The organism is Actinopolyspora mortivallis (genome assembly GCF_003001495.1).
In the GTDB taxonomy this organism is placed as follows: Bacteria; Actinomycetota; Actinomycetes; order Mycobacteriales; family Pseudonocardiaceae; genus Actinopolyspora; species Actinopolyspora mortivallis_A.
In genome coordinates this window covers 1-20499 of sequence record NZ_PVSR01000018.1, presented here as the reverse complement: position 1 = coordinate 20499, position 20499 = coordinate 1, and the positions used below count along the sequence as shown (strand labels likewise).

Below are 20499 nucleotides of genomic sequence, written 5' to 3'. Positions count from 1 at the left end.
CGTGAGCGGGTGTCGAGCGGCGTGGAGCCGGTATTTCGAACAGTTTACCCGTAACCGGCTCGTCCGTTCGGTCGTGGCTTCGTGCCGGTCGTTTCCCGGTGTCGCGGCTGGGCGGTCGCGGTTTCCGTCGGGCGGCACCTCGTGGCCTATTGACCCGGTTGGACGCCCGTGATTATTGTTTCGAACAGCGTCCGATATTTCGAACGGAGTGGGTGTTGGATACACGAACGTTCTTGCGATCCCAGGGGTTGCCCGCGGAGGATGTCGGATCCCCGCCCGCCAGCCCCAAGCGTTTCCCGGACGGGGCGCAGTACCGGGTGGAGATCCCCAGCACCGAAGGTCCCGAGGTGCTCGACGCGGTGCTCGCCGAGGCCGCCGAGCGGGACGTGCCGGTTCACCGGATCTCGCAGGGCAGCGGGGCCATGCTGCTCACCGACGGGGAACTGGCCAGGATGGCCGACACGGCCGGGCGCGCCCGTGTGGAACTGAGCCTGTTCGCCCGTCCCCAGGCCGGATGGCACACCGGGGCCATGGTCGCCGCGCCCGCCGGAGGCCTCGTCGCGGCCCAGGCCCGGGGTACCGAACAGCTCGTGCACGTGCTGGAGGACGTGCGCCGCAGCGCCGAGGCGGGCGTGCGCAGTGTGCTGGTCACCGACCTGGGCGTGCTGTCGGTCGCCGCGCGGATGCGCGAGCGGGGCGAACTCCCCGCGGACATGCGTTTCAAGAGCAGCGTTCAGATGGCCCTGTCCAACCCCGCCTCCGTGGCGCTGGCCGAGCGGATCGGAGCCGACACCTACAACGTGCCGACCGACCTCTCCATCGGCCAGCTCGCCTCGATCCGTGCCGCCACGGACCTCCCGCTCGACGTCTACGTCGAGTCCCCCGACGACCTGGGCGGGTTCGTGCGTCACTACGAGATCGCCGAGATAGTCCGGGTGGCCGCCCCGGTCTACGTCAAGTTCGGACTGCGCAACGCTCCGGACATCTACCCGAGCGGCAGCCACCTGACCTCCACGGCGATCGCACTGGGACGTGAACGCGTGCGCCGCGCCCGGATCGGCCTGGACATGCTGCACCGGTACATGCCCCAGGCCACCACCTCGGAACTGCCCACCCGGGACCTCGCCGTGCCCCACGGCGAGCCCGTCACGAGCGAGACAGCGGGTGAACTGCGATGAGAATCACGAAACTGGAACCCCTGGTCCTGGGAACCCCCTGGCGGGACATGACCTACGTGCGGCTGCACACCGACGACGGGCTCGTCGGGGTGGGTGAGACGCGGATGCTCGGGCACACCGAGGCGCTGCTGGGCTACCTCAACGAGGCGGCGCGCAACCACGTCGTGGGAGCCGATCCGTTCAACATCGAGGCGCTGGTGTGGCGGATGAAGCGCGGCGACTACGGCCGGGCCGGTGAGGTCGTGATGTCCGGCATCGCCTGTGTGGAGACGGCCTGCTGGGACCTCATCGGCAAGGCGCTGAACCAGCCTGTGTGGCGGCTGCTCGGCGGCAACGTCCGGGACCGGATCAAGGCCTACGCCAACGGGTGGTACACGGTGGAGCGCACTCCCGAGCAGTTCCACGAGGCGGCCCGCACCGTGGTGGAGCGTGGTTACCGGGCGCTGAAGTTCGACCCGTTCGGGCCCGGACGCTGGGAACTGGAACCCGCCGAGACCCGCCGCTCGGTGGAGCTGGTGGAGGCCGTGCGGGACGCGGTCGGACCCGACGTCGAGATCCTGATCGAGATGCACGGTCGGTTCACCCCGGCCCAGGCCACCCGCATCGCCGCCGACCTCACCCCCTTCTCCCCCAGCTGGATCGAGGAACCGGTTCCACCGGAGAACCCCGAGGCGCTGAGCAAGGTCTCGGCGGGCACCACCATTCCGGTGGCCACGGGTGAGCGCATCCACGACCGCTTCGAGTACCGCGAGCTGTTCGCCCGCCAGGCCGCCGACGTCATCCAGCCCGACATCGGCCACTTCGGCGGGATCTCCGAGACCCGGAAGGTGGCGGCCACCGCGGAGACCCACTACGTGCTGCTCGCCCCGCACAACGTGGGCGGTCCGGTGCTCACGGCGGCGAACCTGCACCTGGCCGCCGTCACCGAGAACTTCAAGATCCAGGAGCACTTCAACGACTTCGCCGACGCGCACGTGAAGCAGGCCGCGCCGGGACTTCCCGAGGTGGAGGACGGCTACTTCGCGCTGCCCTCCGGGCCCGGTCTCGGGGTCGAGCTCGACGTGGACTTCGTCCGGGAGCACCCGGCACGCGGAGCCCGCTTCGACCTCTACGCCGAGGACTGGCAGTTCCGCGGCACCAAGGCGACCGAGGGAGCTGCCTCATGAGCGACGCGCCCCGCGCGGTGCGGATCGAGGAACCGGGCGTGCTCCGCCTGGTTCCCACCGATCCGACACCGCCCGGACCCGGCGAGGCCCTGGTCGAGGTGGCCTACAGCGGCATCTGCGGCTCCGACCGGGAGGTCTTCACCGGCGGACGGCCCGAGGGCTTCGTCCGTTACCCCGTGGTGCCCGGCCACGAGTGGTCCGGCAGGGTCGCGGCGGTCGGCACCGGTGTGGACGAGGGGCTGTTCGGACGGCTCGTGGTGGGCGAGGGGTTCCGCTCCTGCGGGGTGTGCCCGCGCTGCCGCCGAGGGGACACCAACCTCTGCGCCGCCGAGTACGACGAAACCGGGTTCACCAGTCCGGGAGCCTGGGCGGACTGGCTGACCCTGCCCGCCCGGCTGCTGCACGTGTTGCCCGACCACGCCGACCCGCGCGGCGCCGCCGCGCTGGAGCCCGCCGCGTGCGCGGCGGCGGCCACGCTCAAGCTCGCCCCGGTGCCGGGAGAGCGGGTGGCCGTGGTCGGCGGCGGCAGCCTGGGGCTGCTGACCACCCAGCTGATCGCGGCCTCCTCTCCCGGTGAACTGACCATGGTGGAGCCGAACGAGCGTCGCGCGGAACTCGCCGAGAGCTGCGGGGCGAGCCGGGTGTGTTCCCCGGAGCGGGCTCGGGGCGAACTCGGTGGTTACGACGCGGTCGTGGAGGCGGCGGGGGTCCCGGGCACGGCGGAACTGGCCACCGCCCTCGCCCGACCCGCCGGACGGGTGGTGCTCACCGGGGTCGCCGCCCAGGACTCGGTTCCCCTGGATCCGGCCCGACTGGTGCTCTCGCAGCTGACGGTGCACACCGTGTTCGGCGCTCCCTCCCACGCCTGGGTACACGCCGTGTCGAGTTTCACCAGCGGGGCGCTCGACCCCGGGGTGATCGTCACCGAGGAGTTCGGACTGGAGGAGGCCGAGCGGGCACTGCGTTCCCTCGAACGGAACGTGAAGACGCTGCTGCGGCCGTGAACGACGACGACTACCCAGGAGGTTGCACACTCCATGACATCGACACCTCCGAGCACCACCGAGGCTCTCGACTCCGTGCTCGACAGGGCCCGCACCGCCTCCGAGAAGCTGGAGAACCTCCGGCCGGCGGACACGGCCCGGATGCTGCGCGGGATCGCCGACACGCTGGACGCGGCGGGTGAGGAGCTCGTCCCCCTGGCGCAGCGGGAGAGCAACCTCCCGGAGGGACGGCTGTGCGGAGAGCTGGCGCGCACCACGTTCCAGTTGCGCCTGTTCGGTGATCTCGTCGAGGAGGGCGCCCATCTGGCGGCCACGATCGACTCCCCGGATCCGGAGTGGCCCACCGGCGCCCGCCCGGACCTGCGACGGGTGCACCTGCCGATCGGGCCGGTTCTCGTGTTCGCGGCCAGCAACTTCCCCTTCGCGTTCAGTGTGGCCGGTGGGGACACGGCCTCGGCCCTGGCCGCCGGCTGCCCCGTGGTGGTCAAGGCTCATCCCGGCCACCCCGACCTGTCCCGGCGCACCGCCGCGCTCGTCGAGGGAGCACTGGCCGAGGCCGGCGCGCCCGAGGGGACCTTCGCGCTCGTCGAGGGCACCGACACCGCGCGCGCGGCGCTGCTCGACGAACGGATCCGCGCCGGGGCCTTCACCGGTTCGCACGGCGGTGGTCGCGCGCTGTTCGACCTGGCGTGCTCCCGGGCCGAACCCATCCCCTTCTACGCCGAGATGGGCAGCGTGAACCCCGCGTTCGTCACCCCGGAGGCGGCCCGGCGGCGCGGAGCCGAGATAGCCCGTGGCTACCTGGACTCCTACACCCTGGGGGTCGGGCAGTTCTGCACCAAACCGGGACTGCTGTTCGTTCCGCGCGAGCAGCAGTCGACCTTCGAGGAAACCCTGCTCGCCGAGGTGGCGAAGCGTTCCGCCGCCCCGATGCTCAACCCGGACATCGAGCACGCCTTCCACGACACCCTGGCCTCCCTGCGGGGGCACCCGGCGGTGCGGGAGCTGGTCGCCGGGACCAGCACCGAGGAGGGGGTGAGCCCCACCCTGCTGGCCACCGGGGCGAGCGAGTTCCTCGAGCACTCGGACGAACTGCTGCGGGAGTGCTTCGGCCCCGTGTCGGTGCTGGTCGGCTACTCCGACACCACGGAGCTGTTCCGCGTGGCCGAACGGTTCTCCGGCGAGCTGACCGCCACGGTCCACGGTGAGGAGGACGAGCAGCCGGTCGCCTCCCTGTTCGGGATCCTGCGCCGCAGGGCCGGGCGCCTGGTGTGGAACGGATGGCCCACCGGGGTCAGCGTCACCCACGCGATGCAGCACGGCGGGCCCTACCCGGCGACCACGGCCCCCACGCACACCTCGGTGGGGACCGCCGCCGTGGAGCGCTTCCTGCGGCCGGTCTCCTTCCAGAACTCGCCGCAGGCGGTGCTTCCCGAGGCGCTGCGGGACGACAACCCCCTCGGGATCCCGCGTCGGGTGGACGGGGTCCGGCACTCCTGAGTGGTGGCTCCGCGTCCCGGTGCGGAGACCGACTCCGCACCGGGACGGGTGTTCCGGCTCACGTCCCGGAACACCGGACGGATTTCGGATTGATGTCCGAGCCCGCCGGGCGGGATGCTCGGGGGGTGGCCGACGAACTGCGCGTGAACCACCGCGTGAGCATCCCGGAGTCCGAACTCGTGGAACGGTTCTCCCGGTCCTCCGGGCCGGGAGGCCAGCACGTGAACACCACCGAGTCCCGGGTCGAACTCGTGTTCTTCCCGGAGAGCTCGCGGGCGCTCTCGTGGCGGCAGCGCGAGCAGGTGCTCGCCCGGCTCTCCCACCGGATCTCCGCGGGGGCGTTGACCGTGGTGGAGGACGGCAGGCGCAGTCAGCTCGCCAACCGGAAACAGGCCCGGCGCCGGCTCGCCGACCTCCTGGCCGAGGCGTTGCGTCCCGCCCCGCCTCCCCGCAGACGCAGCGGTCCCAGCGCCGGGGCGAAGCGCAGGAGGCTGGAGGACAAACGACACCGCTCCGCGATCAAGCGCACCCGTGGACGCGGCCGGATGGAACGGGAGTGACTCTCGTGCGGCCGGTGCCGTGCGGTGAGGGGCCGCTGGAGGACCCGATATCCTGAGACACCGGTCCGCGGGGTGTCCGCGGCGGCCACCGCCGCCGGGACGTGCCCCGCGCACGAGAACGGCGGAACCCGAGACGAGGGGGACACGGATGTCGACGGCGTGGGTGCTTCCGGGCGGATCCACGTTCGGGGCCGTGCAGGCGGGTCTGGTCAGTGCGCTGTTCGAGGTGGAGTCCCCGCCGGACATGCTGATCGGGACCTCCGCCGGGGCGTTGAACTCGGCATGGCTGGCCGCCGACCCCACGCCGCGCGGCGCCGAGAGGCTGCGCGAGATCTGGCGGACGATGCGGCGCGGTGACGTGTTCCCGGTCGAACCGATGCGGATCCTGGCCGGAAAACTCGGACTGTCCGACCACCTGATGAGCAACAGGGGACTGGCCGGGTGGCTGCATCGCACGTTGCCCTTCCGGCGTCTCGACCAGGCCGAGGTGCCCCTCACGGTCACCGCCACCGACCTGGAGAGCGGCGAGGCCACCTACTTCACGAGTGGTCCGGCCCTGCCCGCCCTGGTGGCCTCCTGCGCCATCCCCGGTGTGTTCCCGCCGGTGGAGATCGGAGGACGTCGTTTCGTCGACGGTGGCCCGGCCGCGTTCATGCCCATCAGCCGCGCCGTGGAGCAGGGCGCGGAGCGGGTGTACGTGCTGCCGTGCGGGGGGACGCGGCCGCTGGACTCGGCGGAGTTCGAACAGCTTCCCCCGGACAAGGGAGTGGGCGGGTCCATTCCGGCGGTCAACGGTGCGGCGTTGAGCGCGGCCATGTACGCGGCCTCCGAACTGGACATGCAGCTCAACGCCGCGCGTTGTGAGCTCTACGTGCTGCCCGCCCCGAAGGTCGACCGGCTCTCCCCCTACTCGTTCAAGCACTCCGCCGCCCTGATCGACTGGGCGTGGCGCACCGCCGCCGAGTGGCTGCCGCGGGCGCGTCCCGTGCCCGCCGAGCCGGTGGACATCGCGGGGGTTGCCCGCACAGCACGGCGGGGTGTGGAAACGGCCTGATCCGGGTGGCATCGCCGTCGAGGAGTCCACGAGGGTGACTCGGCGGCTCCCGTGTGTTTCCCGAGGTTTCGGGACTGTTTCCCGCTCTGGATCGCGGTGGGTTCGTCTCCGGTGCGGCGAGCCGCTCACCGGCGACGAACCGGACGCGGGGTGACGATCCGGTCCGAACCGGACGGATTTGTTTCTTTCCGGTGACGTTCGTGTTGTGCGGGCTGCCGAAAATAGTTCGCAATGCTAAAAACGCGTCATGCACCTCGCACCCCAGGAACGTGACAAGCTGCTCGTCCACGTCGCGGCGCAGCTCGCTCGGAGCAGGCTGGAGCGCGGGCTGAGGATGAACTATCCCGAGGCGGTCGCGCTGATCACCGAGCACGTGGTCGAGGGGGCCCGGGAGGGACGCAGCGTCTCCGAGCTGATGTCCAGCGGGCGTCACGTGCTGAGCCGGGAACAGGTCATGGACGGGGTGGCCGAGATGATCGACGACGTGCAGGTGGAGGCCACCTTCCCGGACGGAACGAAGCTCGTCACCGTGCACGCACCGATCCAGTAGGAGCCACAGTGCGTCCAGGAGAGATCCTTCCCGGCAGCGAACCGGTTCCCCTGCACCCCGGACGCGAGCGGATCCGGCTGCTCGTGGTCAACGAGGCCGACCGGCCGGTGCAGGTCGGTTCGCACTACCACTTCGCCGCGGCCAACCCGGAGCTGTCGTTCGACAGGACGGCCGCGTGGGGACGCAGGCTGGACATTCCCGCCGGAACGGCGGTGCGTTTCGAACCCGGAGTCGAGCGCGAGGTGCGGCTGGTTCCGATCGAGGGGCGCCGCACCGTGCCGGGCCTGCGTCCCGAGTACTCCGGGGACCTGGACCGCCGCGCCGAACGGGAGACCGTGGGAGAGGAGGAACGGCCGTGAGCGGTGACGAGGCGGAGCCGGAGATCTCCCGGCAACGCTATGTGGAGCTGTTCGGCCCCACCACCGGTGACCGGATACGGCTGGCCGACACCGATCTGCTGGTCGAGGTCACCCGCGACCTCTCCCTGGGCGAGCGGGGTTCGGGGGAGGAGACGGTGTTCGGGGGCGGCAAGGTCGTCCGCGAGTCCATGGGCCAGTCGGTGGCCACCCGGGCGGAGGGAACTCCGGACACGGTCATCACCGGAGCGGTGATCCTGGACCACTGGGGAGTGGTCAAGGCCGACGTGGCCGTCCGGGACGGCAGGATCGTCGGCATCGGCAAGTCCGGGAACCCGGACACGGCCGACGGGGTGGACCCGGCGATGGTGATCGGCCCCTCCACCGAGGTGATCTCCGGCAACGGGCGGATCCTCACGGCGGGCGGCATCGACTGCCACGTGCACTTCATCTGTCCACAGGAGATCGACACGGCGCTGGCCTCCGGTGTGACCACTCTGGTCGGCGGGGGAACCGGTCCCACCGAGGGCTCCAAGGCCACCACCGTCACCCCGGGAGCCTGGCACCTGGGACGGATGTTGCGGTCCCTGGACGACTCCCCGGTGAACGTCCTCCTGCTGGGCAAGGGGAACACGGCGGCCGAGGAGCCGTTGGAGGAGCAGCTGCGTGCCGGGGCGGGCGGACTCAAACTGCACGAGGACTGGGGCGCCACACCGGTGGCCGTGGACACCGCCCTGCGCGTGGCCGAACGCAGCGGTGTGCAGGTGGCCATCCACACCGACACGCTCAACGAGGCCGGGTTCCTCGAGTCCACCCTGCGGGCCATCGGAGAGCGCTCCGTCAACGCCTACCACGCCGAGGGGGCGGGCGGCGGCCACGCGCCGGACGTGATCCGGGTGGCCGCGCGGTCCAACGTGCTGCCCTCCTCGACGAACCCCACGCGACCCCACACGGTCAACACCATCGACGAGCACCTGGACATGCTGATGGTGTGCCACCACCTGAACCCCTCGGTGCCCGAGGACCTGGCCTTCGCCGAGAGCCGCATCCGCCCCACCACCATCGCGGCCGAGGACGTGCTGCACGACCTCGGTGCCATCTCGATGATCAGCTCGGACGCCCAGGCGATGGGACGGATCGGTGAGGTCGTGACACGGACCTGGCAGACCGCCCACGCCATGAAGAGGCGACGGGGACCCCTGCCGACGGACACGGACGCCGACAACCTGCGTGCCCGGCGCTACGTGGCCAAGTACACGATCGCACCGGCCGTGGCGCACGGCATCCAGGACTCGGTCGGCTCGGTGGAGACGGGCAAGCTCGCCGACCTCGTGCTGTGGGAGCCGAAGTTCTTCGGGGTTCGTCCGCACATGGTGCTCAAGAGCGGTTTCCCCGTCCGGGCGGCGGTGGGGGACGCCAACGCCTCCATCCCCACGCCGCAGCCGGTGCTCTCCCGTCCGATGTTCGGCCAGCTGGCGGGAGCGCCGGCGGCGGGCTCGCTGTTCTTCGTCGCGCCCGAGTCCCTGGAGTCCGGTTTGGACGAGCGGCTGGGTCTGCGCAGCGGGCTGGTCGGGGTCTCCGACACCCGCGGGGTCACCAAGGCCGACATGCCGCTCAACGAGGCCACTCCCGAGATCGAGGTGGACCCGGACAGCTTCGCGGTGCGTGTCGAGGGGGAACTCGTCGAACCCGAACCGGTGGACGAGGTTCCCCTGGCACAGCGCTACTTCCTGTTCTGAAACGACGAGTGTGATGACCGAACGACAGCAACCCCCGCCCTCCGGCCCGGCGAGCTCGCTGGCCGTGCTCGCGCTGGCCGACGCGCGCCTGCCGGGAGGCGGCCACGCGCACTCGGGAGGTCTGGAGGAGGCCGTCCACCGCGGCACCGTCACCGGCCCGCACGAACTGCGGGAGTTCCTGCGCGGACGCCTGCACGGCGCGGGACGGCAGGCCGCCGTGTTCGCCGCCGCCGCTGCCCACGCCGCCGCCCGGGGAGCTCCCCGGAGTCACTGGTCCGAACTGGACACCGAGTACGACGCCCGCGTTCCCTCCCCGGCCCAGCGTGCGGCCTCCCGGTCCCAGGGGCGCGGTACCGCCCGGGCAGGGCGGACGGCATGGCCCTCCCCGGCGCTGCGGGAACTGCTGAGCGTCACGGACAGTCCCCACCACCCGCTGGTGGTCGGGGTGCTGGTGGGGGCGAGCTCCCTGGCGGGGCCGAAGGACGCGGCGGCGGTGGTGGCCTACCTCGCGCTCAGCGGTCCGGCCTCGGCGGCGGTGCGCCTGCTCGGCCTCGACCCCTTCGCGGCCAACGCGGCGGTGGCCGCCTTCGAGACGGACACGGAACGGCTCGCGCGGGCGGCGGCCCGCACGGCGGCACTGCCCGCCGCCGAGCTGCCCTCGACGGGGGCTCCCGCGCTGGACCTGCTCGCCCAGGCACACCGCAAACACCACGAGGAAGAGGTGCGACTCTTTGCCAGCTGAACACGCCCACGAGCACGCCGGAGCCACCCACCGGCACCCGGTCGACTTCGACCCCACGGCGGCCGGACCGGACCCGTTCAGCGCGGAGCGCCGCGCGGACCGCCCGCTGCGGATCGGCATCGGAGGCCCCGTCGGCAGCGGCAAGACCGCGTTGACCGCGGCCCTGTGCCGCACCCTCGGCGCGGAGACGGAACTGGCCGTGGTCACCAACGACATCTACACCACCGAGGACGCGGACTTCCTCCGTCGTGCGGCGGTGCTGGACACCAGCCGGATCGAGGCGGTGCAGACGGGAGCCTGCCCGCACACCGCCATCCGGGACGACATCACCGCCAACCTCGACGCGGTGGAGCGGTTGCAGCGGGTTCACCCCGGCTTGGAGCTGGTGCTGGTGGAAAGCGGTGGGGACAACCTCACCGCCGTGTTCAGCCGGGGACTCGCCGACGCGCAGATCTTCGTCGTCGACGTGGCGGGAGGGGACAAGGTTCCCCGCAAGGGCGGCCCCGGGGTGACCACGGCGGACCTGCTCGTGATCAACAAGGTGGACCTGGCCGAACGGGTCGGGGCCGACATGTCCGTCATGTGCGCGGACGCCCACCGGATGCGAGGGGACCTCCCCGTGATCACCCAGTCGTTGACCGACGACCCGAGCGCCGGGGACACCGCGAACTGGGTGCGGCAGCGGCTCGCCGAGTGGAGCCGTTCCACCGAACCGGTGGTGTGATGCGGTCCAGAGCCCGACTGGTCGTGGAGGCGGACGAGCGGTCCCGCTCGGTGGTGCGCGAGCTGCGTTCCCACGCGCCGCTGACGCTGCTCCCCCGGCGTCGGCGTGAGGAGCCCTCCGGGGCGGTCGTGGTGCACCTGGTCGGCTCGGCCACCTCCCCGCTGGGAGGCGACGACCTCGACCTGGACGTGCACGTCGGAGCGGGGGCCCGGCTGCTGCTGCGCGGCACGGCGGCCACCCTGGCGCTTCCGGGACACCGTCCCGGCGGAAGTCGTGGCTCGGTCCGGATCGAGGTGGCCGACGGTGGCACGGTCGAGTACCTCCCCGAACCCACGGTGGTGACCTCCCGGGCCGAACACGAGGCCGAACTGTCGGTCCGGATGGGAGAACACGCCCGGTTGTGCTGCCGGGAGGTCCTCGTGCTGGGACGCAGCGGGGAGCGCCCCGGAAGGCTGCGCAGCCGCCTGGAGCTGGAACGCGCCGGAACCGCGTTGTTGCGTAACGGTTTCGACACCGCCGACTCCCGGCTGCGCGACAGCCACGCCTATCTCGGAGGGGCCCGCGTGCTGGCCACGGAGGCCGTGGTCTGGGACCGCGATCCCGTGGAGTGCTCCGGGGACGGGTGGGCGCTGATGCCGCTGGCCGGGGGAGGGGCACTGAGCACGGTGCTGGCCGGGGACGTGGTCACGGCAGGGGACGCCCTCTCCCGGGCCAGGGCGGCCCATCCCTGTGGAGAGGAACTCTCCCCCGTCGCCGGGTGAGCCCGGCACGCGATCACTCCACGGTGGCCGGTGGCCACGCCCGTCACTCACCCGCCGCCTTCCCGGCCTCGGACAGTGGCGTGTTGGCGGGAGACTCCCCACTCACAGTGGCGGGACCGTGCCGGACTCGCACCGGCTTCCCGCGCGTCGCCGCGTTGTTGTCACGCAGGACGTTCACACCGTCGTGTCTGGGTGTCAAGTCCCCCGTGGACGGAGTGTTCAGGGCTGTTCGGATGTTTCGGCAGCGCAGGACGTGATCCGTCGACGCGGTACTGCGCGGAAAGTGATGCTTCTCCTTGGCAACAGCATTCTCGTGGTGAGGAAACCGTCTCACACCTTCGGGTGAAATCTCGTCCCGAGAAGCCGTGCGCGTACTGTGATCCTGGCGGACACTCGACGGCAACGGTGCCACACCGGGGAACAGGGTTCGGTGGAACCGGTCGGGGTTCGGAACGTGCGGGACACTGATTCGTAAAGACGGGTCGGCTGACGAGACCACGGGCCGATCGCGACTCGGTAGCCGGAGCGGGTACATGAGCGATGCGGACAACCAAGGCGGGATTCGGATCGACACGGAGGAACTGGTCGGCAAGCTCGGGGCCTCGCTGCGGGAATACGCGGTCTACACCCTCGACCCGGACGGTGTGGTGTCGAGCTGGAACACCGGAGCCGAGCACATCACCGGGGCCTCGGCCGCGGAGGTGGTCGGCAACAACATCGCGCTCTTCTACACCGAGGAACAGATCGCCTCCGGGAAACCACGGCAGCTGCTCGACAGGGCGGTGCGCGAGGGCAGCTGCGTCGACGAGGGGTGGAGGGTCCGCAAGGACGGCAGCCGTTTCTGGGCCCACGTGGTCACCACCGCCCTGTGGTCCAGCGAGGGCGAACTGCGCGGTTTCGCGCGGGTGACCAGGGACGAAACCGATCTGCACTTCCAGCTGGAAAGGTCGCTGCAACAGTTCCGCGACCTGTTCTCCCTGGCTCCCGTGGGGATCGGCGTGTTCGACTCGTCCGGCCACCTGCGCGACTCCAACGTCGCCCTGTGCGAACTGCTCGGCCACGGCGGGGAGGAGCTGCGCGGCGTCCACGCCGCGGACATGGTCCATCCCAACGTCTCGGACCGGCGACGACTGCGTGAGGTGTTCCGTGCCGGGACCCCGCCCGAACGGGAGATCGTCCAGGAGTGGCCGCTGGTCCGGGCGGACGGCAGGCGACTGGTCTGCGAACTGCACATCACCCGCTCGGCGGGGCCGGACGGCGAGCCGTTCTGGCTGGTGGCCTTCCAGGACCTCACCGAACGTCAACGGGTCATGGAGGAATGGCGTTACTGGGCCACCCACGACGAGCTGACCGGTCTGCCCAACCGTGCCGCCATCACCCAGCTGCTCGGGAACGCCGACACCGAACGCCTGGCCATGCTCTACTGCGACATCACCAACTTCCGCCGGATCAACGAGTCGCTGGGACTACAGGCCGGGGACGACCTGCTCGTCGAGATGGCCAAGAGGCTGCGCGGCGACCTGCCTGAGGGCTGGCTGGCGGCGCGGATGGCCGCCGACGAGTACCTGGTGGTCTGCCCGGACGTGGCCGAGGCGGGCGGAGTGGACGAGATGGCCACCCTGGTGACCGACCTGTTCAACCGCCCCGTGTACCTGCGGGGACACCCGCCCATCCAGGTCTCGGTCTCGGTGGGCGTGGCCGTGGCCGAGGGGGAGACCAACCCCGAGGACCTGCTGCGTTCGGCCAGCGCCGCCGTGATGGACGCGAAGAGCGGCGGCAGGGACCGGATCTCGGTGGCCAGCACCGCGCTGATCGACTCGATGGACCGCCAGCTCCAGCTGGAGAGCGAACTGCGGGCCGCGATCGAGGCGGAGGAACTCACCCTGCACTACCAGCCGGTGGTGGACGACACCGGTGTGATCGTCGCCGCCGAGGCCCTGGTGCGCTGGCACCATCCCGAGCGGGGACTGCTGAGCCCGGGGAGTTTCCTGCCCGTGGCCGCGCGGGGGGACATGCTGCGCTCGCTGGACCACTGCGTGCTGCGCTCGGCGATGCGGGACGCGGCGAGCTGGCCGCGCAGGCCGGACGGGGGGCGCGTGGTGGTGGCGTTCAACCTGGGTGAGTTCTCCCCGGCCGACCACGACTTCGTGGAGGTGCTGGAGTCGGCCCTGGAGGAGTCCGGCCTCGGATGGTCCGACATCGCCGTCGAGCTGGTGGAGACCTCGCTGATCAACCTCCCCACCAAGGGAGCCGAGACCATGAGCGAACTGACCGCCAAGGGGGCGCGGTTCGCGCTGGACGACTTCGGCACCGGCTACTCCTCGCTGGCGCGGCTGAAGGAGTTCCCCATAGACATCATCAAGATCGACCGGAGCTTCGTCTCCGAGGTCACCACGGGACGTTCGGGGCTTTCCGTGGTCAAGGCCATCGCCGACCTGGCCGAGGCCCTCGGGTGCACCTGCACGGCCGAAGGAGTGGAGACACGCGAGCAGTTCGAGGTGCTGCGCGGGGTGGGCGTGCACACCTACCAGGGGTGGTTGTTCTCCCGTCCCATGTCGTGCGAACGGCTGTGCGAGACGGTGCGGGCGGGAGGAGTGCGCCTGTTCGGCGGATGAGGCAGCGGAAGCGCTCCCGGCCCCACGCTGGGGGACCACCCGGCGACAGACCCCGGAAGGTTCCGCCTGCCGGGTGATCCCCCGAACCGTTCCCGACGCGGTCACCGCCGCACTCTCGTGTTCTCAGCAGGTGGGGGGCTCGGCCCCGTCCGGGTTCAGCGCGTTGAACACCAGCTGCTGGGCGGCAGGGTCGTAGGAGATCCCCACGTGCTCGGTCAGCCTGCCGGAGCAGAAGTCCTGCAGGGTCTGGTTGGTCACGTTCGGTGCCTCCTCCAGGAACGAGGAGGTGTAGGGGGTCACCACCTCGTCGAACTTGGTGGCGATGACGGTGTAGTCCACCTCGGGACGGGTCTCACCGCCCGCGTTGAGTTCGGTGATGAACTCGGAGTCCTTCAACTGCTGGGTGCACGAGGCACACGGCGGGGTTCCCTCGGGCAGGAACGATCCCAGTGTGTCCAGCCCCCACAGCGTGGTGCCGTGGTTCGAGGGAACGAGCCCGACCAGCGAGTCCACCCGGTCCGCGCCGCCGAGGTTCTCGATGTAGTACCGGGGCATCATCCCGCCCTGGGAGTGGCCCACGATGTCCACCTCGTCCGCTCCGGTGGCCCGCAGCACGCGCTCGACGAACCCGTCCAGCTGCCGTGCGGAGCGGGTGATCTCCCTCGTCCCCTTGATCGGGTTGCCCTCGCTGCCCCCGTAGTTCAGGGCGAACACGCAGTAGCCGCGCTCGGCGAGTTCCGGGGAGAGCCCCGCCCAGTTGTCGTAGCGGTTCTCGAACGTCCCGTGCACCAGGACCACGGGGTCGGGGTGTTCGGGGCCGGGGGTGCACGAGAAGTCGTTGGCCCCGGGGGGCACCGCCTCCGGGTGTTTCTGCGAGTAGAAGAACGCCGACAGGAAGTCGTCCTGTCGTGGACCGGTCTCTCCGGTTTCGTCGTCGGCGGAAGCCGTGCCGATTCCGGCCGTCGCGGCCAGCGCGACGGCGCCGAGAGAGGCGAGGAGAACCCGCCAGGTGCGCTTTGTTCGATGCATTTCCACTCCTTCGGGGATGCTGCGGAAGGCGTTTCTTCCGGTGGGAATCCGGTGTTTCGCCCCCGTTCGTCCGTGTTTCGTCAGCCTCCACACGGGGCGAGAGCGGATCAATACTTCGAAAGCGTTCGGAGGGGATTTCCCCGGTTTTTTCCGCGCGTCGTGCGGAAAGAACTCGCGGAGCTGAGCACTGTCGGGTCCTCGATTGTCATCCGAATGACTCCGTTCCGCGTCGTCGTCCCGGGGCCGGGCGGTGAGGAGAACGGTTCGCGGCACGGGGTGCGGTGTCCTGCCGTCCTGGCACGGTGGTGACACCGTGGCGCGGAGCGGTGAGCGGTTCTCCGGGGAGTCTTTGTCAACGAGGTTATGAATTCACTGCGGCGTCCGGGAGATTTCTTGTGGTTCCCCCGTACTTCGAGTATCTTGGCCGCTCCACCAGCGTGGGACGGGAAACGATTCTTTCGGAAAAGAGCGGGAACCGACGAGAGGACGGAGCGGATCCGATGAGGGGAACGGGGCCCTGTTCCGGGGGCGGATGTCGTGGTCCGTGCCGGACGTCCGGGGCCGGAACATCCGCGCGCGGGGGAAAACCGGTGGTTCCGTGACCACGTCGACGAATCCGCCTCGACGATTCCACCGGAATCCGCTGGTGATCCTCACCGTCGTCGCCTCGGTCGGTTTCGTCACCGCCCTGGACAACACGGTGGTGGCCGTGATCGCCCCGTCCGTCGGCGAGGACTTCGCGATGGACCTGGGCACGCTCCAGTGGGTGAGCATCGCCTATATGCTTCCCTACGCCGGGCTGGTGCTGGTGGCCGGAGCGGTGCTGGACCGGCTCGGGGACCGCGCGTTGCTCGCCGGGCTCGTGCTGTTCTGCGCCGGGGCCGTCCTCTGCGGACTCTCCTGGAACGCCGTCCCGTTGCTGCTCGGACGGGTTCTGCAGGGTGTGGCGGCGGCCGTCATCGTGCCGGGAACCCTGGGACTGCTGCGCACCGAGCTGCCCGGCGGCTGGAGAGCCACCGCGGCCGCCACGTGGACGGCGGCCCTGGCCGCGGCGCTGGCCTCGGGGCCGTGGCTGGGCGGGCTCGTGGCGCGGCACGCGCACTGGAGCTGGATCTTCCACGGCAACGTGCTCTTCGTGGCGCCCGCCGTCGCGTTGTTCCTCACGCGCGGGGTCCCCGACCGGGGTGGTGGACGCCGTGACCCGGTGCGGCTGAGTGCCGCCCTGGCGGTGACCACGGGGCTCACCCTGCTGCTCACCGCGCTGGTGACCTCCGCCGAGGGGGAGCTCGGTGTGCGCTCCGCCGTGCTGCTGGGAGGAGCGGGCGGGGCGGTGCTGTGCGGGTTCGTCCTGGCGGAACGGCGCAGTTCCGCGCCGCTGGTACCGGCCCGCTTGGTGACCGGCCGCGTCTTCCTCGGGGCGAACTCGCTGCTGGTGCTGTGGGGGCTGGGCATCAGCGGCGTGGTGTTCTTCACCCCGTTGCTGCACCAGCGCTACCTGGGGCTCGCGCCGGACTCGGCGGGACTGCCGCTGGTGCTGGTGGCGGTCGGGGTGGTGCTGGCCACCCCCTTCGTCCCCCGGGCCACGCGCGCCTTCGGGGTCGCCGCCGTGGTGGCGTGCGGGCTCGCGACCGTCTCGGTGGGGCTGTTCCTGCTGGCCGGGGTCAACCACCTTCCCCAGCTCCTGCCGCGTTTCCCGGCGCTGCTGGTGATCGGGCTCGGTTCGGCGCTGACGGCTCCGCTGACCTCCCACGCGCTGGAGGCGAGCGGGGAGTCCGAGGCGGGCGGGGCCTCGGGGGTGCTCACGGCCTCCCGGGAGGTCTCCAGCGCCTTCGGGGTGGCCCTGATCGGCGCGGTGGTCAGCGTGGTGCTCGCGCGGGGGCTCGCCTCGGGGCTGGACCGGCCGGAGGCGCTGGCCTCCGGCTACACCCACGGGTTGGTGGTGGCCGCGGTTCTGCAGGGGATCGCGGCGCTGGCCGCGTTGCCGCTGCTGCGTCCTGAGGATCCCGAGCGCGGTGGGGGCTCCGGCGAGACCGACCCCGCCCCGGAGGTCTCCGCCGCGCGCGAAGGGGGTGTGTGAGCCGCTTGTCGGCTCACGCGGGCACGCCCCGGGATCGGCGTCGTCACGGGTTGGTTCGGAGAGGAGTTCTGGTGCGCAGACCGTCGCGTGTGCTCGGTGTTCTCACCGTCCTGTTCCTGGTGCTTTCCGTGCCCTTCTCGGCGGGCGGTGCCCTCGGCTCGGCCGAGGACCCCTGGGACGGGCACGCCTTCCCCGACTGGTTCCCCCGCGACCCGCTGCCCGGGTTCTCCGGGGGCTACGGCGGCAACGTCCCCGCCGACAACGGGGCCCGCATCGCCGAGCGACGGATACTGGGGAAGCGAACGATGGACCTGGCCATCGACTCCCCCTCGCTGGGGGAGCACGGCATGGTGCGGGTGCTGTTCCCACCGAGGTGGCAGCAACAGCCCTGGCGCAGGTGGCCCGTGCTGTACCTGCTGCACGGCTGTTGCGAGGTGGCCGACTACGAGTCCTGGACCAGGTTCACCGACGTCCGGGAGTTCACCGCCGACAAGGAGGTGATCGTGGTGATGCCCAGCGACGGCCCGGCGGGGATGTACAGCGCCTGGCACAACCACGGGATGGTCGACATCCCGGACTGGGAGACCTTCCACCTCACCGAGGTCAGACAGATCCTGGAACGTAACTTCCGCGCCGGTGAGCGGCGGGCCGTGGCCGGGGTGTCCATCGGTGGTTTCGGCGCCATGCACTACGCCTTCCGGCATCCGGACATGTTCGACGCGGCGGCCTCCTACAGCGGGATGCTCAACACGATGGGGCCGCTGATCCCGGCGGTGGTGAAGGGAATCCTGATCCGGGAGGGCTACTACGACTGGCGAGCACTGTGGGGGGACGACAGGATCGCCCCGCACCTGTGGCGTTCGCACAACCCCTACGACAACGTGGAGAGTCTGCGGGGGACGGATCTCTACGTCTCCAGCGGGAACGGGTTGAGCGGGCCGCTGGACGACGGGCCGGGTTTCGACGTGCTGGAGCCCGCCGCGCTGCGGACCTCGGAGTCCTTCGTGCGCAAACTGCGCAGGCGGGACATTCCGGTGACCACCGACTTCTACGGGCCCGGAACGCACAGCTGGCCGTACTGGGAACGTGCGCTGCACCGCTCCTGGCCGTTGTTGAGCCGGGACTTCTACCGCTGAAAGCGGGACCGGACAGCGACCCGGCCGGGTCCGCCCGGCCGGGGCTGCCGGGGGAGTCGTTGTGGTGGTCGGTGTGGGCCGACTAGGATGCGCGTGCTTCCCACGGAAGATCACAAGTGAATAACGCTGATGGAAATCCGCAGGTCAGTACGTGTGTTCCCCGCACACGCGGGGATGGACCCCAGGTGCAGTGCAGCTCTAGCTCGGCGAGCATGTTTTCCCCGCACACGCGGGGATGGACTCTTCGTCACGGCCGCGCGGCCCTTCGGGGGATGTGTTCTCCGCACACGCGGGGACGGGGCCGGGCCAGTTTTAGGCAAAATCGGGCCACGCACTCGCGGCACACGCGGGGCATGACATGAAAACGGCGCCCCCGGAACCCTTCCGGGGGCGCCGTGTTGTCGCTACGGGGTCACTCGAAGCGGTTGTTCTTGACCGCGTCGAGGAACGCCGTCCACTGCTGGCGGGTGGTGGTGACGTACCCGGCCGAGCGGTCCTTGGTGTCGCGCACGGCGGCGCCGTCGCCGACGCGGCCGACTTCGACGCAGTTGGTTTGGTTGCTCGATCGGCTGGACTTGCGCCAGTTGTCGGGGGTCTGCGGTAGAGTCACGCTGTATTCTCCAATCGGTTGACCACGGCGGCGATGTGTCCGATCGAGTCCTCCGGGGTCATCGCCGCACGTGCGAGATGATCTCGTGCTTCGAGATAGGCTGTCACGTCATCCTTGTCGCGTAGTGTTGCGCTGGACCTGTGGTGTTCGAGGTGCACTACCGGGTCGGCGCGGTCGAATTCCAACAGAACGAACGGGCCTGTGTGTGCTGGGGTCCAACCGGCCGTAGTCGGGATCACACGGATCTCGACGTTGTCGCATTTGCCCAGCTCGATCAGGTGGTGCAGTTGGTCGATGTGGGTCTCACGGTCACCGATTTGCTGGTGAAGTACAACTTCCAAGAGGAACGCCACATAGTGAGTGGGGTTCCGTCGTCGGGTGATGATGTCCTTTCGCCCCAGCCGCATGTTGACCCATTTATCGAGGTCGCCGTTTTCGGTGCCGACGATCGCTCGCACATAGTCCGAGGTCTGCGTCAGCCCCGGCATGAGCACCGGGGCAACGTCAGTGATCGCGGAGGCGTTGCGTTCGTACTCCAGTAGCGCGGCAAGTTGGTCCTGCTCACCCGTGGATCCCACTGAGACGGAGTTCGCCGGTTCGGCGGCTGCTTCCCGTGCCATCTCGGCTAGGCGATCCCGCTCTGAGCTGGACAGACCGAGGACGGCGCACACCGCTGACACCGAGTCGGATGAGGGGACTCGCGACCCGTTTTCCCAACGGACGATCACGGAATGTGAGAGATCCAGCCGTTCCGCGAGATCGCGCATCGTCATATGAGCTTGAGTGCGGGCGTAGCGCAATTCAGAACCCAGTAGATAGGCACGCGGCGCCGGATTTGTGGTCTCGGCCATGTCACCAAACTCTAGCGTGCGTGATCAGCGCAATGGATCACCTAATCGAGCGATTGATCACATGGTGACAGTACCTGGATTATTTGGTGACGGCACCAAGTTGGTGTTCGGATTGGAGATTACGCTATGTCACATCCGATTGCGTGGGTGCCCGCCGAGCGGGCACGCCACGCCAGCATGGATCCGGTCTCTCAGCGGGGGCGCAGGGTGTATCCGGAGGGCCAGTGGGTGTCCACCCTGTGTGGGTTGAGGGTGGAGGCCTGTGAGGGTGAGCTGGCCTGGTTGTGGTGGACCTGCCCGGACTGTGATGACAGGGCGCGGGAGATCGTGGGGGCTCCGCCGCGTCCGGATGTGGGGCAGCGGTCGTGAGCGGGCCGAGTTCGGGGGCCGTGCTGGCCGAGTTGTTGGTGCGGGGCACGTGGTTGGTGGAGGAGGCCGCTTACGAGGTCGGTGGGCGGCGCTACACCAGCGGGCAGTGTCGGGACGTGGCCGCCGCGCTGGAGGAGTTGGCCGCCGCGCTGGGTGAGCACGCTGGACGAGTGGAGGACGTTCCTGCCGCCACTGTGGACGGGGTGGGGTATCGGGGTGGCAGCGATGGCTAGGTCTCTGCCCGCGCCTGCCGTGTTGGGTCTGGCCGGGGTGTGGTGGCCTCGTCGGCTGTCCTGGTCGGGCACTCTGCCGCCGACGGCGGTGGCCAAGCGCCGACCCGGCAGCTCCACCTTGCCGGGTCGGCAGACCGAGCCTACCCCGGTGCTGTCCCTGGTTCCGGATCGGGCGCTGTTGGCCCGGGTGCTGGCCGGCCTGCGCGCCCTCTGACGAGCTTCACAACCACGGTTCGGGTGCCGGG

21 protein-coding genes and 1 riboswitch are annotated in these 20499 nt (G+C 70.3%); of the genes, 18 read left to right on the top strand and 3 right to left on the bottom strand.

Annotation, left to right across the window (positions count from 1 at the left end; genetic code table 11):
* The first annotated feature begins 212 nt into the window (after positions 1-212).
* The 13 genes from CEP50_RS11530 (at position 213) to CEP50_RS11470 (ending at position 13949) form a co-directional block, all read left to right on the top strand.
* The gene (locus CEP50_RS11530) at positions 213-1178 is read left to right on the top strand and encodes a U32 family peptidase (RefSeq protein ID WP_181188343.1); all 966 of its coding nucleotides are present in this window, start codon (positions 213-215) and stop codon (positions 1176-1178) included.
* Positions 1175-2344 carry a mandelate racemase/muconate lactonizing enzyme family protein gene (locus CEP50_RS11525; protein ID WP_106113956.1) on the top strand — a complete coding sequence of 390 codons (1170 nt, stop codon included), beginning with the start codon at positions 1175-1177 and terminating at the stop codon, positions 2342-2344. The genes CEP50_RS11530 and CEP50_RS11525 overlap by 4 nt, the downstream gene beginning before the upstream one ends.
* Positions 2341-3348, top strand: coding sequence for a zinc-dependent alcohol dehydrogenase (locus tag CEP50_RS11520; protein ID WP_106113955.1), 1008 nt, complete (start codon positions 2341-2343; stop codon positions 3346-3348). The genes CEP50_RS11525 and CEP50_RS11520 overlap by 4 nt, the downstream gene beginning before the upstream one ends.
* Before the next feature lie 33 nt (positions 3349-3381).
* Positions 3382-4848, top strand: a complete 1467-nt coding sequence (locus tag CEP50_RS11515) for an aldehyde dehydrogenase (NADP(+)) (RefSeq protein ID WP_106113954.1) — start codon at positions 3382-3384, stop codon at positions 4846-4848.
* A 92-nt stretch (positions 4849-4940) separates the two neighbouring features.
* A complete protein-coding gene (gene arfB / locus CEP50_RS11510) occupies positions 4941-5408 on the top strand; it encodes an alternative ribosome rescue aminoacyl-tRNA hydrolase ArfB (protein WP_181188342.1) in 468 nt (155 codons plus the stop codon).
* Between the two features lie 148 nt (positions 5409-5556).
* On the top strand, positions 5557-6462 hold the full coding sequence (locus tag CEP50_RS11505) for a patatin-like phospholipase family protein (RefSeq protein ID WP_106113953.1): 906 nt from the start codon (positions 5557-5559) through the stop codon (positions 6460-6462).
* A 247-nt stretch (positions 6463-6709) separates the two neighbouring features.
* Positions 6710-7012, top strand: a complete 303-nt coding sequence (locus CEP50_RS11500) for an urease subunit gamma (protein WP_106113952.1) — start codon at positions 6710-6712, stop codon at positions 7010-7012.
* 8 nt (positions 7013-7020) lie between these two features.
* Positions 7021-7371, top strand: a complete 351-nt coding sequence (locus CEP50_RS11495) for an urease subunit beta (RefSeq protein ID WP_106113951.1) — start codon at positions 7021-7023, stop codon at positions 7369-7371.
* Complete coding sequence (locus CEP50_RS11490; RefSeq protein WP_106113950.1) at positions 7368-9107, top strand: urease subunit alpha; 1740 nt, start codon at positions 7368-7370, stop codon at positions 9105-9107. The genes CEP50_RS11495 and CEP50_RS11490 overlap by 4 nt, the downstream gene beginning before the upstream one ends.
* 13 nt (positions 9108-9120) lie before the next feature.
* Positions 9121-9849, top strand: a complete 729-nt coding sequence (locus tag CEP50_RS11485) for an urease accessory protein UreF (protein WP_106113949.1) — start codon at positions 9121-9123, stop codon at positions 9847-9849.
* Entirely contained in the window at positions 9839-10573 is a 735-nt protein-coding gene (ureG, locus tag CEP50_RS11480) for an urease accessory protein UreG (protein ID WP_106113948.1), read from the top strand. The genes CEP50_RS11485 and ureG overlap by 11 nt, the downstream gene beginning before the upstream one ends.
* Positions 10573-11334 (top strand): urease accessory protein UreD, encoded by a 762-nt coding sequence (locus tag CEP50_RS11475; RefSeq protein ID WP_181188341.1) that lies wholly within the window; start codon positions 10573-10575, stop codon positions 11332-11334. The genes ureG and CEP50_RS11475 overlap by 1 nt, the downstream gene beginning before the upstream one ends.
* Positions 11335-11342: 8 nt before the next feature.
* A riboswitch (cobalamin riboswitch) is annotated at positions 11343-11530 on the bottom strand.
* Positions 11531-11867: 337 nt separating this feature from the next.
* Positions 11868-13949, top strand: a complete 2082-nt coding sequence (locus CEP50_RS11470; RefSeq protein ID WP_106113947.1) for a putative bifunctional diguanylate cyclase/phosphodiesterase — start codon at positions 11868-11870, stop codon at positions 13947-13949.
* 123 nt (positions 13950-14072) lie between these two features.
* Here the strand turns inward: CEP50_RS11470 and CEP50_RS11465 are convergent, their stop codons facing one another.
* A complete protein-coding gene (locus tag CEP50_RS11465; RefSeq protein ID WP_106113993.1) occupies positions 14073-14978 on the bottom strand; it encodes an esterase/lipase family protein in 906 nt (301 codons plus the stop codon).
* Positions 14979-15624: 646 nt separating this feature from the next.
* Here CEP50_RS11465 and CEP50_RS11460 point away from each other — a divergent pair.
* Positions 15625-17055, top strand: a complete 1431-nt coding sequence (locus tag CEP50_RS11460) for an MFS transporter (RefSeq protein WP_219905441.1) — start codon at positions 15625-15627, stop codon at positions 17053-17055.
* 71 nt (positions 17056-17126) lie between these two features.
* On the top strand, positions 17127-18191 hold the full coding sequence (locus tag CEP50_RS11455) for an alpha/beta hydrolase (protein ID WP_219905440.1): 1065 nt from the start codon (positions 17127-17129) through the stop codon (positions 18189-18191).
* 412 nt (positions 18192-18603) lie between these two features.
* Here CEP50_RS11455 and CEP50_RS11450 read toward each other — a convergent pair whose 3' ends face one another.
* Together CEP50_RS11450 and CEP50_RS11445 are read right to left on the bottom strand one after the other, a co-directional pair.
* Positions 18604-18801 carry a DUF397 domain-containing protein gene (locus CEP50_RS11450; protein ID WP_106113945.1) on the bottom strand — a complete coding sequence of 66 codons (198 nt, stop codon included), beginning with the start codon at positions 18799-18801 and terminating at the stop codon, positions 18604-18606.
* The gene (locus tag CEP50_RS11445; protein ID WP_106113944.1) at positions 18798-19652 is read right to left on the bottom strand and encodes a helix-turn-helix domain-containing protein; all 855 of its coding nucleotides are present in this window, start codon (positions 19650-19652) and stop codon (positions 18798-18800) included. The genes CEP50_RS11450 and CEP50_RS11445 overlap by 4 nt, the downstream gene beginning before the upstream one ends.
* A 126-nt stretch (positions 19653-19778) precedes the next feature.
* On the opposite strand from CEP50_RS11445, the gene CEP50_RS11440 reads away from it, so the two are divergent.
* Genes CEP50_RS11440 through CEP50_RS11430 form a run of 3 tightly spaced genes read left to right on the top strand, consistent with a single transcriptional unit; the run spans position 19779 to position 20468 of the window.
* Positions 19779-20021 (top strand): zinc finger protein, encoded by a 243-nt coding sequence (locus tag CEP50_RS11440; protein WP_106113943.1) that lies wholly within the window; start codon positions 19779-19781, stop codon positions 20019-20021.
* Positions 20018-20254, top strand: a complete 237-nt coding sequence (locus tag CEP50_RS11435) for a hypothetical protein (RefSeq protein WP_106113942.1) — start codon at positions 20018-20020, stop codon at positions 20252-20254. The genes CEP50_RS11440 and CEP50_RS11435 overlap by 4 nt, the downstream gene beginning before the upstream one ends.
* On the top strand, positions 20247-20468 hold the full coding sequence (locus CEP50_RS11430; RefSeq protein WP_146134801.1) for a hypothetical protein: 222 nt from the start codon (positions 20247-20249) through the stop codon (positions 20466-20468). The genes CEP50_RS11435 and CEP50_RS11430 overlap by 8 nt, the downstream gene beginning before the upstream one ends.
* Positions 20469-20499 lie beyond the last annotated feature (31 nt).